This window comes from Streptomyces sp. R302, from assembly GCF_012927245.1.
GTDB lineage: Bacteria > Actinomycetota > Actinomycetes > Streptomycetales > Streptomycetaceae > Streptomyces.
Genome location: NZ_JABBGE010000017.1, coordinates 13906 through 30179, shown reverse-complemented (window position 1 = coordinate 30179; position 16274 = coordinate 13906). Strand labels below are relative to the sequence as shown.

The 16274-nt window shown below is 70.7% G+C and carries 11 protein-coding genes; 9 read left to right on the top strand and 2 right to left on the bottom strand.

Annotated features, from left to right (window positions below; all coding sequences use genetic code 11):
* Nucleotides 1-167 precede the first annotated feature (167 nt).
* The 9 genes from HHL19_RS35335 (at nt 168) to HHL19_RS35295 (ending at nt 13433) form a co-directional block, all read left to right on the top strand.
* A complete protein-coding gene (locus tag HHL19_RS35335) occupies nt 168-4259 on the top strand; it encodes a hypothetical protein (RefSeq protein WP_169094509.1) in 4092 nt (1363 codons plus the stop codon).
* Nucleotides 4249-5220: a hypothetical protein gene (locus HHL19_RS35330; protein ID WP_169094508.1), complete on the top strand. Its 972-nt coding sequence runs from the start codon at nt 4249-4251 to the stop codon at nt 5218-5220. Before HHL19_RS35335 ends, HHL19_RS35330 begins: the two co-directional genes overlap by 11 nt.
* 85 nt (nt 5221-5305) lie before the next feature.
* Nucleotides 5306-6400, top strand: a complete 1095-nt coding sequence (locus HHL19_RS35325) for a hypothetical protein (RefSeq protein WP_206325885.1) — start codon at nt 5306-5308, stop codon at nt 6398-6400.
* A 1-nt stretch (nt 6401) separates the two neighbouring features.
* Complete coding sequence (locus HHL19_RS35320) at nt 6402-7601, top strand: hypothetical protein (protein ID WP_169094507.1); 1200 nt, start codon at nt 6402-6404, stop codon at nt 7599-7601.
* 57 nt (nt 7602-7658) lie between these two features.
* Nucleotides 7659-10946 (top strand): hypothetical protein, encoded by a 3288-nt coding sequence (locus tag HHL19_RS35315; RefSeq protein WP_169094506.1) that lies wholly within the window; start codon nt 7659-7661, stop codon nt 10944-10946.
* A gap of 14 nt (nt 10947-10960) precedes the next feature.
* Nucleotides 10961-11323: a hypothetical protein gene (locus HHL19_RS35310; protein WP_169094505.1), complete on the top strand. Its 363-nt coding sequence runs from the start codon at nt 10961-10963 to the stop codon at nt 11321-11323.
* A 122-nt stretch (nt 11324-11445) separates the two neighbouring features.
* Entirely contained in the window at nt 11446-11853 is a 408-nt protein-coding gene (locus HHL19_RS35305) for a hypothetical protein (RefSeq protein WP_169094504.1), read from the top strand.
* A gap of 75 nt (nt 11854-11928) precedes the next feature.
* Nucleotides 11929-12252, top strand: a complete 324-nt coding sequence (locus tag HHL19_RS35300; protein WP_169094503.1) for a hypothetical protein — start codon at nt 11929-11931, stop codon at nt 12250-12252.
* Between the two features lie 359 nt (nt 12253-12611).
* The gene (locus HHL19_RS35295; RefSeq protein WP_169094502.1) at nt 12612-13433 is read left to right on the top strand and encodes a hypothetical protein; all 822 of its coding nucleotides are present in this window, start codon (nt 12612-12614) and stop codon (nt 13431-13433) included.
* A gap of 550 nt (nt 13434-13983) precedes the next feature.
* Here the strand turns inward: HHL19_RS35295 and HHL19_RS35290 are convergent.
* Both HHL19_RS35290 and HHL19_RS35285 read right to left on the bottom strand, forming a co-directional pair.
* Nucleotides 13984-15690: a hypothetical protein gene (locus HHL19_RS35290; RefSeq protein WP_169094501.1), complete on the bottom strand. Its 1707-nt coding sequence runs from the start codon at nt 15688-15690 to the stop codon at nt 13984-13986.
* Between the two features lie 117 nt (nt 15691-15807).
* A complete protein-coding gene (locus tag HHL19_RS35285; RefSeq protein ID WP_169094500.1) occupies nt 15808-16221 on the bottom strand; it encodes a hypothetical protein in 414 nt (137 codons plus the stop codon).
* Nucleotides 16222-16274: the final 53 nt, after the last annotated feature.

Here is a 16274-nt window from a genome sequence, read left to right as displayed (position 1 = left end):
CCTGGCCGCCGACCGCCGCCGCAGCGAACCCCGCACGGTGCCCCGCCCCTACACGCCCGCGAGCTCGCACTCCAACCCCGCCCCCACTGGCTCCGGCCAGTCCGCCCCGCCGATGAACGGCCATCAGCAACTGCTGGCGGCCTCCATGCAGAGAGGAATGATCCGCAGTGGCTGAAGGCCTGCAGGCCGGCCGCCTCGACGTGCCGGTCGTCGCCGACCTCGCAGGATTCGCGGGGAAGCTGCGCACGGCCGTCGAGACGGCCGCCGAAGGCCTGGCCGCCCAGATCGCGGTGGAGGTCGACAGCAAGGGACTGCGCCGACGCCTGAAGGACACCGTCAAGGAAGCGTCCAAGGGCATCACCGCGAAGATCCGAGTCGAGATCGACGAAGACCGGATCCGAAGCACGATCGAGGGCCTCCAGCGGCGGATCGAGAACGTCGACCTGAGCGTCCCCGTCCGGGCCACCGACGAAGCCGAAGGCGAACGAGGGGGGCTGCTGGACTGGGTCCGCCGGATCATCGCAGGCGCCCAGACAGAAGCCGACCGCAACCCGATCACGGTCCCCGTCACCCCGCGCCTTCCCCATGGCCGCCGCCGCGGTTTGCGGATGCTCGGTCTCGGCGCGCTCGTCGCCCTGGCGCAGCCCGCTGTCGCCCTCCTCGGCCAGTACGGCGCGGGACTCACCGCGCTCGTGTCCGCCGCCGCGCCCGCGGTCGGAGTCCTCGGCGCGATCCCAGGGCTGATCACCGCCGCCGGTGTTGCCGCCGCCGCCACGAAGATCGCCTTCAGCGGCTTCGGGGAAGCCCTCAAGGAGACCCGCAAGGCACAGGACATGCTCGCCCGGGACGGCAAGATCACCGAGGCGCAGCAGGAGAAGCTGAAGGCCGCGATGGACGAGCTCTCGCCGTCGGCCCGCAAGGCCGTCTCCGCGGTCAGCTCGCTCCAGACCGCGTGGGCCGGCGTCCGAAAGGTTGTCAGCGACCGGTTCTTCTCCCGGGTCGCCGACGACATCAAACCCCTCGCCACAGCCACGTTCCCCCTCCTGCGAAAGGCCCTCGGCGACACCGCCGAACAGCTGGGACGCTCGGCGGAGCGCGGCTCGCAGTTCCTGCGCTCCGGGATCTTCCGCCGCGACTTCAAGACGATCGCGTCCACCAACTCGCGCGTCCTTGGCAGCATGACGGGCTCGCTGGGAAACCTGGGGCGCGCCTCTCTCGACTTCCTCATCGCTGCCGGCCCCTTCACCGAACGGGTCGGCCAGGCGACCGAACGCGCCACACAGTGGATGCGGGCGTCGGTGGCCGCCGGCCGCGAGACCGGCTCCCTAGCCCGCTTCCTCGACAACGCCGGCGACAAGGCGGCGCAACTCGGCCGGGCCTCGGGCAGCCTGATCCGCGGGCTCGGCGGCGTCGGCCGGGCCGCGACGGACACCGGCAACGCGATACTCAACGGCTTCGAGGGCGCCATGAAGCGCTTCGAGCGGTGGGCCACCTCAGGCGCCGGCCAGAAGGCGATGAAGCAGTTCTTCGCAGATTCGGCCCCCGCCTTCCACGAGATCAACCTGCTGTTCGGTGACATGATGCGGGGCCTGGGCCGGGCCATGCAGGACGGCGGGGTCACGAAACTGGTGCAGCAGATCCGCCTCGAGCTGATGCCCGCCGTCGGCCGGTTCTTCGACGCCCTCGGCCAGAGCGTCGGCCCCGCCATCATCAGCCTCATCTCCAACCTCGCCACCGCCATCGCGAGCGTCGCCGACGCAGGCCTCGGCCTGGGGCTGCTCCTCACGGCGTTCAGTGGCCTGCTGGGCGTGTTCAACAGCCTGATGACGGCAATTCCGGGCGCCACCACCGTCCTGGCAGCCTTCCTCAGCCTGATGCTCACCCTCAAGGTCGTCTCGGGCATCACGAACCTCATGCGCCGTTTCGGTACCCAGGTCACCGCTGCCGGGACGTCGCTGCGGAACGTCGGCAACACCCTCCGCGGAAGCCTCGGCCCCGGCCAGCTCGGCCCGCAGGTCTCGCTGTGGAACCGCATGGGCACCGCCTACCGCACCGCGGCCACAGAAGGACGTGGGCTCGGCGGCGCGATGCGCGGGATCAAAGCCGCGAACCGCACCGCGATGACCGCGATCGGCGGCATGACGGCAGCTCTCGGCGGCCCCCTCGGCATCGCCATCACCGGGATCACGATCGGCCTCGGCTACCTCGCCTCCCGGCAGGAGGCCGCAGCCCGCGCCGCGCGGGCGCATAAGGAACGCGTCGACTCCCTCGCCAAGGCGCTGGCCGCATCGGGCGGCGCGATCGACGCGAACGTCCGCGCCCAGGCCGCGATGCTCCTGCAGGACACGCAGCTCGCCGACGGCAAGGGACGCCTCGTCGAGGTGATGCAGAAGGCCGGCATCGGCATCGGAGCCCTGACCAACGCCTACCTCGGCCAGGGCAAGACGCTGGAGGACCTGGACAGGGAGCTCCAGGCGACCGCGGACGCGCACCAGACGTGGGTGCATACCGCCCGCGGCCCCGTGCAGGCTCTCGACGAGCAGGGCATCGCCGCGTCCCAGGCGCAGAAGGCTCTGGCGACAGTCCGCGGGGAGCTGGAGAAGAGCCAGAAGCGCAACGCGGAACTCGGCGAGGCGATGAGCGGGGCCGGCGACAAGGGCCTCACCGCGTACGACCGGCTGTCGTCCGCGGTCCAGGGCTACAGCGACAAGACCAAGAGCGCCGACGAACGCACCGAGGCCTTGAAGCGAGCCCTGGACGCGCTGAGCGGCGGTTCGGACTCCGTGCACGACGCCACCGCCCGCCTCAACGAGCAGTTCCTCGAGATCCAGGACACGATGTCGGCCGCCAGCGAGAAGACCGGCGGCTGGGGCAAGGCGCTCGTCACGAGCAGCGGCGAGGTCAACACCGCCACCCGCAACGGTCAGACCCTCAACCAGCAGCTCAACCAGCTCAAAGACTCCGCGCTCGCGCTCACCGTCCGCTACCAGGAGGCCGCCGAGCAGGGCCTTATGCCCATGTCGGAAGCGCTGACCCGCAGCCAGGGCGCGATGGAGCAGTCCCGCGCCAAGGCGATCGCCCTCGCGGAGGCGTTCAACATCCCCACGGCCGAAGCCACCAAGCTCGTCAACGAGCTCGGGCTCGTCCCCTCCACCGTCACCACCGTGATGACGACCGGCGGCGTCCCGCAGGCGACCGCCGAGTTCCTCGCCCTGCGTACCCAGCTCATGGACCTGGAGAGGGGCCGGGCCATCCGGATCTCGGCGCCGACCGCGGAGGTCTCGCAGCAGCTCCAGAACCTCGGCTTCCAGGTCCAGAGGATCCCCGGCACGAAGGACGTCGAGGTCTCGGCACGCACCGACGCGGCTCGAGGCAACCTGCAGGCCCTGACCACGGACATCGCGAACGCCCCGAACCGCAAGACGGTCACCGTCGAAGCGGTCGTGAAGCAGGCGGCCGGCGATCTGCAGGCGGTCCGCGACAAGGTCGCGGACATGAAGGGCAAGTCGATCGAGGTCAAGGCCCCCACGCAGGTCGCGCAGAAGGCCCTCGAGGAACTCGGCTTCAAGATCGAAAAGGTCGACAAGGGCGGCAAGACCGTCAAGATCACCGTGCCGAACCAGGACCCGCTCGCGAACGTGCAGGCGATCCAGTCCGGCATCAACTCGCTCACCGGCAGGACGGTCCACGTCACCGTCCAGTACCACTCGGTCGGCAAGCCGTCCGTCGTGGAGAAGGCCGACGGCGGCATCGTGAGGTTCGCCAACGGCGGCTTCCACGGCACCGCCTCCAGACTCACGGCCTTCGCCAACGGCGGCATCAACTCCTTCGGGAACCGCCTGCACGCCTTCGCCCGAGGTACCGAGCGGCACATCGCGCAGATCGCGCGGCCTGGTGAGTGGCGCCTGTGGGCCGAGCCGGAGACCGGCGGCGAGGCGTACATCCCTCTCGCCCCGTCCAAGCGCCAGCGCTCGACCGCGATCCTCGACGAGGTGGCCCGGATGTTCGGCGGCCGGGTCGTCTACTTCGCCAACGGCGCGATGCGCCAGTACGCCGACGGCGCCACACGGCTTCACCGCGACGGCACTGCGGCCCCCACCATGCCGCGCCCGACGCGCGTCCAGGGACCCGCCCCCGCGCTCGTCGGCGGCGATTTCAACTTGACGATGACCAGCCAGCCGATGACCCCCGGCGAGGCGATCTCGGACGCCATGTTCGAGTTCCGACGCATCCGACTTGGAGGAATACATGCCGGCTGAGGGCGAGTGGAGGCTCTGGTACCCGAGCTACCGGTGGCACCCGGGCGCCGACTTCACCTTCGGGACCTTCCGCACCGGCTGCTACCTGACCAAGCCGTACGAGATGACCCTCGGCAGCCGCGACAACGGCGACATGGTGCTGCCGCGCGGCGACGGCATCCGGTTCGGCCGCGACTACCGGGCCTCGAACACCATCACGTTCGAGATGGCCGTCGACGGTGTTGGCGCCTCCAGCACGCAGCACGGTCGGCACGCGGCCGGCCTCAGCCGCCTGTCGGCGTTCGCCCGCGCCTGGGACGCGGAGTCGCTGCGGGTGCGGTACGGACACTCGGCTGTGCTGTCGACGACCCAGGGCGGCCGGCAGCGCCGGTTCTACGGCCGCCCCCGGAAGTGGGCGGCGGTCGGGTCGCAGCTCACCCGACAGGGACTGACGCCGGTGGTCGCGGAGTTCGCGTGCGTGGACGACACTGCGTACGACGATGTCGAGCAGATGGAGCGGGTGCCGCTGATCTGGGCGAGTATCCCCAAGCCCGGCGGTTTCGGTCCCCGCCTGTCCTCTCCCATCGGCGGAGGGTTCCCCTCGCCGCCGCCGCTCCCGCCGGTGACCCCTGGGGAGCCGCCGGGCGTCGTGTACAACGGCGGGAACAAGGCGGCGTGGCCGTACATCACCATCTACGGCCCGATTACCAACCCCGCCGTCGTCTTGAAGGGGTGGTGGACGGCGCACTTCGATCTCACTCTCAAGCGGGGCGAGAAGATCGCCGTCGAGACCCGCCCCTGGATCTCGACCGTCACGCGCGGCAGCGCGTCGGTCGCCGGTCTGATGCGGCGCGGCTCCCCGCGCCTGGACGAGATGGTGCTGCCGCCCGGCCGGCAGACCTTCGAGCTCAAGTGCACGGGACTGCCGGACCCGAGCGCCTACATGACGATCCAGTGGCGGAACGCCTTCGCCCACATCTAGTGCCCCGGCTCCTCGCTCCGCGAGACGCTAGGTGTTCCCCTGGGGAACGCTGCGCGCCTTCGACGGATCGATGGAGGAGACGCAGATGTGGGACGGAGTCCCGTGGTTCACGGAGGGCGGGGCGCTGCACTCCGCCGAGACGGCGCGGCTGCTGGCGTACGCGGCGTTCGGCAGCAACGAGGGCGTGGTGGGCGCGCGGGACCTGGTGGTGCGCGCCCTGACTCAGCCCGACGCGAGCGTGCAGGTCGCCCCGGGTGCGTGCGCGATCCTCAACCGGGCTGTGGGTGCGACGTACCAGGCGTACGCGGGCCGGCTGCCGGTGCCGGACACGATCCCGATCGCGGCCACCGGCGCGCAGCCGCGCAGCGACCTGATCGTGGCGCGGGTGGAGAATCCCTATCCCGCGGGCGAGGGCTGGGCTCTGCCCGCGGACCCTGAGGCGGGCCCGTATCTGTTCACGCGGGTGATCTCGGGGGTGCCGTCGACGACGGTCGGGCGGGATCTGGCGACGCTCGCTCCTCGGGACTCGGCGATCGTCCTCGCGCGTATCGACATCCCCGCGAACACGGCGGCGATCACGCAGCAGATGATCACCGACCTGCGTGCCATCGCGAACCCGCGGCAGGAGCGGGGGATGCGGACGGCCCGGCTGGGCGAGGCCACCACCCTGGGCTACCTCGACGGGTCGTGGCAGGAGTGGCCCGGGCAGCTGACGACCTGGCGGTTCGACGTCCCGGTGTGGGCGACGCGGATGACGGCAAAGCTGTCCGTGTCCGGGTTCCGGGTCTCCGGGAGCCCGGTGGCGGGTGACATCCGGCTGGTGTTCGCCGGCCTGCCGGGCCCGGACGTCCCCCTGGGCGACGATGAGGGCTCGGGTGTCCGGCGGCGCACCGTCCTGCTGTCCGGTGAGTTCCTGATCGCGGCCGAGCTGCGCTCTACCACGCAGGAGCTGGAGGTGTGGACGCGCCTGACGGCCGCGGGCAACGGGCAGGTGCAGGTCGACCAGAGCTCGTGGCTCACCCTGGAGGTCGAGTTCTCGGAGACCCCGGACACCGAGGTTGCCGAGCCCGCCGTGGCCATGGGGACCCTCTTCCTGGACGCCCCGTTCCGAGAGGAGCCGCCCGAGGAGCTGCCGGATCTGCCGGATGCCGGCGAGCCCGGGCTGGAGGGCGGGGTCTGAGATGGAGAGGTGGCGATTCATCGCCCAGCGGGCCCTGGGCGGCACGATCCTCGACTGGGACGTGCCGCTGTCCCTGACGTCGAACCCCCGGCGGGAGCTGTCCGGGCCCGGTTCGATGATGGGCACGATCGAGCCCGAGTACCAGCGCATGATCGGCTCCGACGGCAAGCCGATCATCCAGGAGTGGGGGACGAAGCTGTACCTGGAGATCAACGGGGCGATCCGGTGGGGCGGGATCGTCACCCACACCTCGTACGAGGACCAGAAGGCGACGATCCGCTGCGCCGGGTTCACCGCGTACGCGCACGGCATTCCGTACGAGAGCTACATGGTCTCCGGCCAGCTCATCACCCCGAAGGACCCCTATGCCGGAAAGGATAAGAATCATGACGGGTGGGTGGACGGGAAGAAGGGCAAGCAGCGCATGCCCAAGCCTCCGAAGCCCTACGGCGGCCCCCGCCAGGACGTGTACGCCGCGGTCCGCAACGTCTGGGCTCACATCAAGTCCCGCCCCTACGGCGACATCGGACTGATCGTCGACGCCCACAACCTCGGCGAGCTCCTCGGGGCCCGGGACGGCTCGGACCCGTGGGAGCTCGCCTGGTGGGACAACCCCGACTGCGGGCAGGTCATCGACACGCTCACCCGTCTCACGCCCTTCGACTGGCGCGAAGAGCATTTCTGGGCCAAGGCCACCGGCAACACGATCTCGCACCGGCTGCGTCTGGGGAAGCCGCGGCTCGGCCGGCGTCGCACCGACCTGCGCTTCGCCGACGCGGAGAACATCATCGCGATCGCCAAACCGGAGGGCATGGGCGACGAGTACGCCAACGAGGCCGTGGTCCTGGGCAAGGGCGAGGGCCGCAAGATGGCGCGCGCGCAGGTCGCCGCCTACGACGGGCGGCTGCGACGGGTGGTGACCGTCACCGACAAGACCCTCGCCTCGTCCACCGCCTTGTCCAAGCGCGGCCGCGCCGAGCTCGCCGGGCGGACGAAGGCCATCCAGATCCCCCGGATCCAGGTCATCGACCACCCCAACGCGCGCTTCGGTAGCTGGCAGCTCGGCGACGACATCCGCGTCCAGGTCCAGGTGCCGTGGGTGGGGAGCATCGACGTCTGGCACCGAATCGTCGCCGACGAGGTCTCCGCCGACGGCATCATCACCCTCGACCTGCGCCGCTCGGACAGCTTCGTCTACTAGCTCGCCGCCCCGCCCAGGACGCGACACTAGGGCCGGCCGCCCGGACCATGCCCGCCCATGGTCAAGATCCTTGAGGGCAGCACGGGCGCGGCGGACTTCGCACGCACCCTCCACGACCTGACCCGGCGCGTCCAGGCGCTGGAACGCAGCACGCAGGCGTCGCACACGTCCATCGAGGGCGGCGCGATGGATATCTATGACGAGACCGGCGAGCTCAAGGGCAGCGTGGGCGTCCAGCCGGACGGCGGCGTCGCCCTGGTGCCGGTGAACCCCGCCCCGCCGCCGACCCCGACGGCCCCGGTCGTCGAGCCGGTCCTCGCCGGTCTCGTCGTCGGCTGGGACGGCACCTGGGCGGACGCGTACGACACCCCCTCCGACTTCGCGCTCGTCCAGGTCCACGTCGGTACGGCCGCCGACTTCGTACCGAGCCTCGCCACGCAGGTGGCCGCGATCACCGCGCAGGCCGGCGGCAGCACCACCATCGCCCTGGAGGGCTACGCCCCGCGCTGGGTCCGGCTCGTCGGGCAGAACACCGGTCAGGCGACCGGCCCGCCGTCGGCCGCCGTCCCGGGCACCCCACGGCAGGCCGTCGGCCAGGACCTCCTCGACGGCATCATCGGCGAGGTCAAGCTCGCCAAGGACGCCGTCACCTCCGCGAAGATCGCGCTCGGCGCCGTCACCGACGCCGCCCTCGCCGCAGGGGCGGTCACGATGAACGCCCTCGGCGGCGCGCTCGCCGACGGCGTCACCCAGCGGTACGTCGACGCGATGGGCGACCCGAAGGCGTGGCAAGTCCTGAACCAGGCGGCCGGGGCCTCTTGGGAGCACCTGCCGGCCACGGACGCGCCCACTGGGCGGACGCTGGCGAGGGCCACCGGCTACACCGTCGTCCGCGGCACCGTCCAGGTCCCCTACGATCCTGATGTCCTGTACCGGATCTCCGTACGCGTGCGCACCCTCACCGGCTCGGCGAGCGGCACCGACACCCTGTACATCGGGGCGCTCGGGATCGCGGCGGACGGCATCACCCTGGTTAACCGCAACGGCGCCAACCTCTACGCCTCCGGCCACTACGTGGCCGCGTCCAACGCTGTCCAGCCGCCCAGTTCCGGCTGGAGGGTCTACACCGGCTACCTCCGCGGCCGCGCCGCGCCCGGCGCCTCCGGCACCGGCGGCACCGCCACCGACCCCCGCGCCCCGGGCGTGATGCACGCGGACACGCGCTTCATCTCCCCCCTGCTGTTCTTGAACTTCGCCAGCGGAACGACGGGCGGCAGCGGCGTCATGGACGTCGACGCTGTCACGATCGAGGTCCTCAAGACCGGCGTCGTCGACTCCACGAACCTGGTCGTCGGCTCGGTCACCACCGCCGCGCTCGCCACCGACGCGGTCGCCGCCGGGAAGATCTCGGCCGACGCCGTCACCGCCCGCGAGATCAAGGCCGGCGCCGTCAACACCGTCGCCCTGGCCGCCGGAGCGGTGACCACCGAGAAGCTGACCGCCCTCGCGGTCACCGCGGAGAAGATCGCCGCGCTCGCCGTGACCGCCGAGAAGATCGACGCCCTCGCGGTCACCACGGACAAGCTCGCCGTGAACGCGGTGACGGCCACGAAGATCGCCGCCGGCATCATCGACGCCACCCACGTCAAGGCCGGAGCGCTCAGTGCCGACCGGCTCTCCATCGGCACCGACGGCAACCTCATCGCCGACCCCAGCTTCGAGGGCGCCACCAGCGTGCAGCGCGCCGAGGCCTCTCCGTACTGGTCGATCGTCTCGCCCGGCAACGACACCCCCAAGGCGCTCCAGGTCGACGCGACCAGCGCCACGGCCGTCGACCGCAACCTGGCCCTGACCACCGCCCCCGCTCAGCCCGGCCAGAAGGTGTGGCTGTCCGCCGACTACCTGCTGTCGGCGAACTGGTCCGGTTCCCGCGTCGTCCTCTTCGCGCGGTGGCTGGACGCCGACGGCGCCATCGTGGGCCACAGCACCATCTCCACCAGCAGCCCCGTACGCGGATCGTGGCAGCAGCTCTCCGGGGTACCGGATGCCGCCGCCCCGGCCGGCACCACGCAGGTCCGCGTCTTCTGCGCCACCGCGGCTTCCACCGTGGGCACCGTGACCTTTGACAACGTCTCCTGCCGGATCGTCCTGGCCTCCTCCGCCGCCGGGGCTCGCGCCGAGCTCTCCCCGCAGGGACTTCAGCTCTTCGACGACGCTGGCGACGAAGCCGTGGCCCTCATGACCGGCCGCCCCAACTACCTGACCCTCTCCAACGCCGGACGCCCCGTCTCCACCATCGACCAAAACGGCGACGCCGGCTTCAGCAACCTCTCCGTCGCCGGAACCCTGGAGATCGCCGGCGACCCGCTGTCGCGGATCCTCAACCAGTACGGACGCGGCCTCGTCGCCGTCGACTACATGGCCACCGCGGTGACTGCCGCCAGCACGGAGTACGGCTACGTCGAGCTCGCCTTCGAGGCCGACTCCAGCCGCATGTACCGGGTCGTCTTCGACTGCTACGCCGACCCCTCGGAGGCCGGAGGTGAGATCGTGGTCGCCCTGCGCGACGGCGGAGCCTCGACCCCCTCCATCAACTCCACTCAGATCCAGTCGGTCATCCGCCCCTGCCCCACCGGCAGATGGGACCGGATCCGCCTGGAGACCATCCGGTCCGGAGCCGCCTTCGGCGCAGGCCTCCACCGTCTCCTGATCTCCTTCTGGGTGCGCGACGGACCGGCGGGCCAGACCGTACGGCTCTTCGGCGCCGGCCCCTACCCGGGCATCTTCTACATCGAGGACATCGGCCCGTACGTCCCGGAGACCGGCGTCTACAACACCGGCGGCGGCACCGCCACCCCGACGAAGAAGAACTACACCAAGACCTACGCCGCCTCCTGGTCCGGCTCCTACGCCAACCGCAGCTCGTACAACTCGTACTACGGCAACCAGTGCATCCAGGGCTACTACAGCTCCACCAACGGCATGCAGGCCGCCTTGATCGGTTTCCCGGCGGCGCTCACCAGCGACCTCTCCGGCGCCGTCATCAGGAAGGTCGAGCTCTACCTGTACTACGAGCACTGGTACTACAACTCCGGCGGGACCGCGGTCATCAAGGCGCACAAGCACGCCTCCCGGCCGAGCACCTTCTCCTGCGACTCCGAGTTCATCACCATCCCCTGGTCCCGTAACCAGGGCAAATGGGTTGATATCACATCCGTTTTTGATTCTACGTCCTGGCGCGGAGTCGCGCTCGACCCGAACAGCACCACCCAGACCTACTACGGCCGCGCCCGAGGCGTCGGCCAGACCTACCCGCCCCAGCTCCGCGTCACCTACACCAAATAGCCCGGAAGGCCCTGATGCCCACCTCCGCCCTTGTCGACGAGCACGCCCTCATGTGCAGCCCCGCCTTCGCCGACCGCGTCCGCGCCGCGTTCGCCCGCGTCGCCCGCGAGGTCCTGACCGAAGCCCCCGCCACCCACGGCTACCCCCTTCGCTCCGCGCTCGCCCGCAGCGTCCTCAACCCCTCCGACCTCACCGGCCCCGGCTACGCCCCCGCCCTCGCCACCGACCCCCTCATCTCCGCGGCCGCCGCCGACGGCCGCATCGACGGCCATCCCGACAGCTCCCAGGCCGCCGTCACCGACGACCAGCTCCTCGACGCCGTCCGCCGCACCTGGAACCTCATCGCCGGCGTCGTCGACCAGCCCTCGGGAACGTAGCCAGCCCACGCCGGGACACAAGCAAGCCGGTCGTGCACCGTACGGCGATGCGAGGAGCCGCGGGACTCACATCCCCGGCTCCCGCGCATCCCTACTGACGATCGTTGACGGAGGAGGCGCTCATGGAGTGGCTCATCTCTTTGGCGCCTGTCCTCACCCCTCTGTTCGGTTTGATCGGCGTGCTGGGCGGCGGCTGGATGGTGCACCGCCAGAGCAAGAGGAAGAACGACACCGACGAGCGACTGGCGAACTCCGCTTCCCTTGTCGCGTCGGTCGAGGCAGTGACGACCGGCTTCACTCAACTCCTCGAGCAGCAGCGCGAGACCAACGCCAAGACCCTCGAGAGGGTCACCACGCTCGAGAACCGCGTCGAGCGCCTGGAGGAGGAACAGCGGCAGTGGCGCCGCTGGAAGGCCGCCGCGGTCGAGTACATCCACCAGCTCCGCGCTCTGGTCGTCAAGCTCTACGAGAGCCCGGCCCCGCCCCCGCCCGCCGAGATCGCCGAGGACCTCGACGACACCGCCGGGTGAGGCACCGCGCGACACAAGCCTCCGGCCCCCCGCACAGTCCGCCCGTCACGTATCCACCGCATGAAGGGCAACCCCATGTCTGCCACGCTCAACTCCATCACCGCCGGCGCCCAGGTCGGTGCTCTGCTCCCGCTGATCACCGCGGTGATCCAGCGCCGCACCTGGTCGGCCAGCCGCAAGAAGGCCGTCGCGGTCGCCTTCTCGGTCCTCACCGGCCTCGTCACCGTCGCGTCCGAAGGCGGCTGGGCCCAGTTCCAGAACGGGAAGCTGACCACCGTCACCGTCCTGTCCGTCGTCGTTGCCGCCCAGGCCGCCTACAGCCTCATCTGGAAGCCGACCAGGGTCGCCCCGGCGATCGAGACGATCACCTCCCCGAAGGCGCCCCAGCAGGCCGGATAGAACCTACGGCGCCTGAGCGGCGCCGGCCGCCGGGTACCATCGTCAGCGAGGTGGCCGTACAGCCACCGCGAGACGCGTTTGAGACTTCGGCTCGAACCCCGGGTTCAAGACGCCCCCTCCGTGTCCACGGCCTCTCGAGGTCCGTGTCGACGGGGCAGGTGTTCCTCACCAAGGCGGGGTCCGGACCACATGGGGTCGACCAACCGGGTGCGTGCAGAGCACTCGGGGCCGGGGAGCACCTGCTCCTGCGACGATCCGGCACACGTGCTCGCGGCCGTACGGCCACCTCACCTTGTTTCACCCGCACCCCCTGAACGCCCGCGAGCACGGGCCCGCCCGAAGCGGAGGAGCACAAGCACATGGCCGATGCGGAACAGGTGAAGGCAGAGATCCGACGACTCTCCGGGCTCGCCGACGACAAGCTCATGGAGCAGGTGGTCGGCTACGTCACCGGCGGCACCGGCCGGCGCATCCCGCGAGACGTACAGCATGCCGCGCTCACCTCGCCCCGGCTCGCCCCTCGCGTCCTCGACGCCCTCGAGCTCGCGGCACAGCGCGCGAAGTTCTTCAACCCCAAGCGCGACGACGAGAGCAAGCGGGAGCAGCAGGCCCGCATCGCCCCATGGCGCGAGAAGATCAAGGCCGCGATGCCGCCCTTCCAGGACATCGTCGACGACCTGGCACACGAGCACGCGAAGGCCCTGGCCGCGCTCCGCGACGACGCCTTCATCGACCGGTTCACCGGCTTCATCCTCGGCGAGCCCGTCCCGAAGCCCACTTCTCCCCGTGTCGAGGCCCTCGCCTTCCGGTCACACAAAGTAGCCGCCAGGGCCGACAAAGTCTGCCGCCTGATGCTTGAGGAGCCCGCACAATTCCTCGCCGAACCGGCCCCCGGTGAGAGCCGCACCGCCCGTGACGCCAGGCTCGAGAATTTCCGCCAGCGAGTACGGATCGAGATGAAGTTCCTCCGCTACGGCGTCCAGTACGCCGAGGCGCGCAAGGGCCTGATGCCCAGCGAGCCGAACCACCGGCTCCAGGCGTTGAAGCTTCTCGGGAAGGAACACCCCGAAGAGCTGCTCACGCTTCTGCGCGAGGTCCGCGCCCAGGCGCGCGCCGACAAGGAGCAAGCGCGCCAGGACCAGCGCGCCGTTCGTCGCGCGGCGCGGCCGGCCGTGCGGTAGCGCGCACTTCACGCACGACCACTCCACCAGGGCGCGCCTCAGGGCGCGCCCTCTGTCGTTCCCGCACGCCGTGACGCGCGCCTTGGGTCGCGCGCGCCGCCCCGGTGCGCCATCAAGCCATGCGCCCGCTGGTGACACCCAGCGCGCCGTGGGCACGCGCCAGAAGCAAGCTCGACTCGGAGCCAGGAGCAGCAATATTTGCTGGTCAGAGCCCTGTGTGTGCTTACGGTGAGAGGTGAAGGCGCGCGCCCGTCGTCGGCAGTGGGGCGCGCGCCCCGGATGGGACGCGCCCACTGTCAGAGGGCCGGTGTCCTGCGGCGCGCGCCGGCAATCTTCAAGGGCCGGGTACGGCACGCGCCCGAGCGAGGCCGGAGCGCCTCGCCGCGCGTGCCGGTGCGCCTTCTCGGCGGGCCGGCGCGCGCCCAAGTTGGCGCCCAGCGCGCGCGGCCCCCACCCCCATCGGTCGACGCGCGCGCCAGAGCCACGCGCGCCGCGCGCCACTGCGCGGTGGCGCGCCGCGCCCCGTCGCAAGCCTGGCGGCGCGCCTACCTCACCCGCGGTTGAAGTAGGACTCGAACCGCTTCGTGATCTCGAGACTGATCTCCCCGACGCTCCCGTAGAACTCGGCGAGCTCGTGCTCGCCATCGCGCGTGAGCTGCTCGATGAGCGGGGCGCGATGGGAGACGAGGAAGTTCTTGAGCACCAGGACGTCCGGATCGCCCTCCGCGGCGATGGGCCCCAGGTGTTCACCCACCGTCATCATCCGCAGCCGGGCCTGAACCTCCGCCTCGCCCCTCAGCGCCCTGAGAGCGGTGGCTTCCCCGCGTGGCCGGCTAGCGGGACGGCGACGCTGGACGGGACGGTCCTGTGGTTCTTCGGCTGCGCTGATCTCCTCCGGGGCCTCGCTCGGCGGCGGCTCTTCGGCCTGCGGGTCCGGCGGCGGAGGCGCACTGTCCTCGGACGCGGGCTCAGGGTCGGGAGGGGTCCCGCCCTCTGCCACACCGCGCTCAGGCGGCCCCGGCTGCGTGGTCTCCTGCACGCGCTGTTCCAGCTTCGTCGCCGTCAACACCGCGGCTTCAGGCGGGGTGGGACCAGCGGAGGACTCCTTCGCCGGCGTGCCGTCCTGGTCGCCCGTGCCACTAGAGCCGTTCCCCTCATCCTGCGGGGAGACATGCCCGAGAGCCTTGGTGATCAGGTCGGCGGCGTTCATCGGTCCCCAGAGTTTCGTCTCGGTGGGGACCTCCCGCAGGTACTGGTTCCCCCACTCCTCCCGGATCGCCTGCAGCCGGGTGGCCGGGTCCTTCGGGTCGTTCATGGCCTCATGCACCATCGTCACGATGTGAGGGCCGTCCGGGCCCCGCCCGTGCCGGACACGCTGAGCGGGAGCCTCCCGCCGGTTCTGCTCGTACGTGCGTCGGACGTACGCCTCGAGATACGCCTCCGGGCGGGACTCGGTGGCCGTCCGCGTCTCTGCGGTGTTCGGGTAACCGATGCGCCGCAGCAGGCGGTCCACCCCCTCGAATCTGTCCCAGCCGGGGCGGAGGGCTCCGTGAGGCGACGTCACGTGCAGGGCGGTGATGTACGACTCTCCGACTCCGTGGAACTCGACTACGGCGTCGACGGCGGCTCGGATGCCCTTCTCCGCCCGGATCTTCCGGGTGGTGTAGGGGGTCGGCTTGTCGTGGTCGTAGACGGTGACGATTTCCTGCCGCGCGATCAGGAGGGACGGGCCGGTATGCTTGCGCAGGAGGTGGAGCATCGATCCCCAGCGCTCCTTCGCGGTCACCCACAGGTCGCGCTCCTCGTCGACGTACGGGTCGTCGGGGCGTGCGGCGGGTGCCCCGCTGGCTCTCGCGCGACGTTCGGCCCGGCTGCGGCTGACGAGGGCCACCTCGTCGCTCAGGAGGTCCCAGACGTTGGAGACGTCGTCGATGACCACCATGTTCCGTCGACCGTCCTCCGCGGGCGGCTGGGTGACCGCGAAGCGTATTGCGTCGAGGATGTCCTCGAACGACCCGTCGTGCGGGACGATCTCATACCGGGCGCCGGGGACGGTGCCGTAGTAGTCAGCGATTCCCGACGTGCCGCCGACCTGGATCCAGTACGTCGTCCCGATGAGCTCGGAGCCCGAGCCCTCGGCGGCCGCGTACCGCTTGCCGGTCGTCTCGGGACCGGTGAGCAGGATGATCGGCGGGTTGGGCAGGCCGGTGGGTTTCCGGGGCGTGCGGACGCGCTGAGGCGCGACGATGCTCGGCATCTGGTGTTCCTCGTTTCGGTCTTCCCCGGGTGCTCTCCCGCGGAGGATGGACCGGCGGAGGGGTTAACCTCTCGCCGTTTCCATCGGTACATCATTCTACCTGTCGGGGCAGGCAGTTCAATGCCGGTTCAGCAGGTCCCCCACAGGTTTCTGCACCGCCGGATCGTGATCCTCGCGGTGCCGCGAGTACCAGGAATCCAACGCCTCGAACCCATCGGCCGCAGCCTCGAGCGCCTCCTCCGGTGTCGCTTCCCACTCGGTCACCGCGTCCTCGTACTCCTCGCGGACCGACTCCGGGTCCTGCGGACGCAATGCCTGCCCGACGTCCCCCCAGGAAGCCCCGCCGAGCACTTCAGCGAGCACGACCTGATCGACGTAGGCGACGATCATCTTCCGCAGCCGGCGCGCCCGCTCGATACGCGCAGCGGGGCTGAGCGGCTCAGCAGCGGTCGCGAGTTCCTGCCTGGCGAGGTCGGACAGGTCGCGGGCGGTACGGGCGGCGGCGATCCGGGCCAGGATCTCCGGTGTCATGGGAAGGTCCGATCATGCGGGCGGCGGGCACCCATGAACGGGGCCCACCGCTT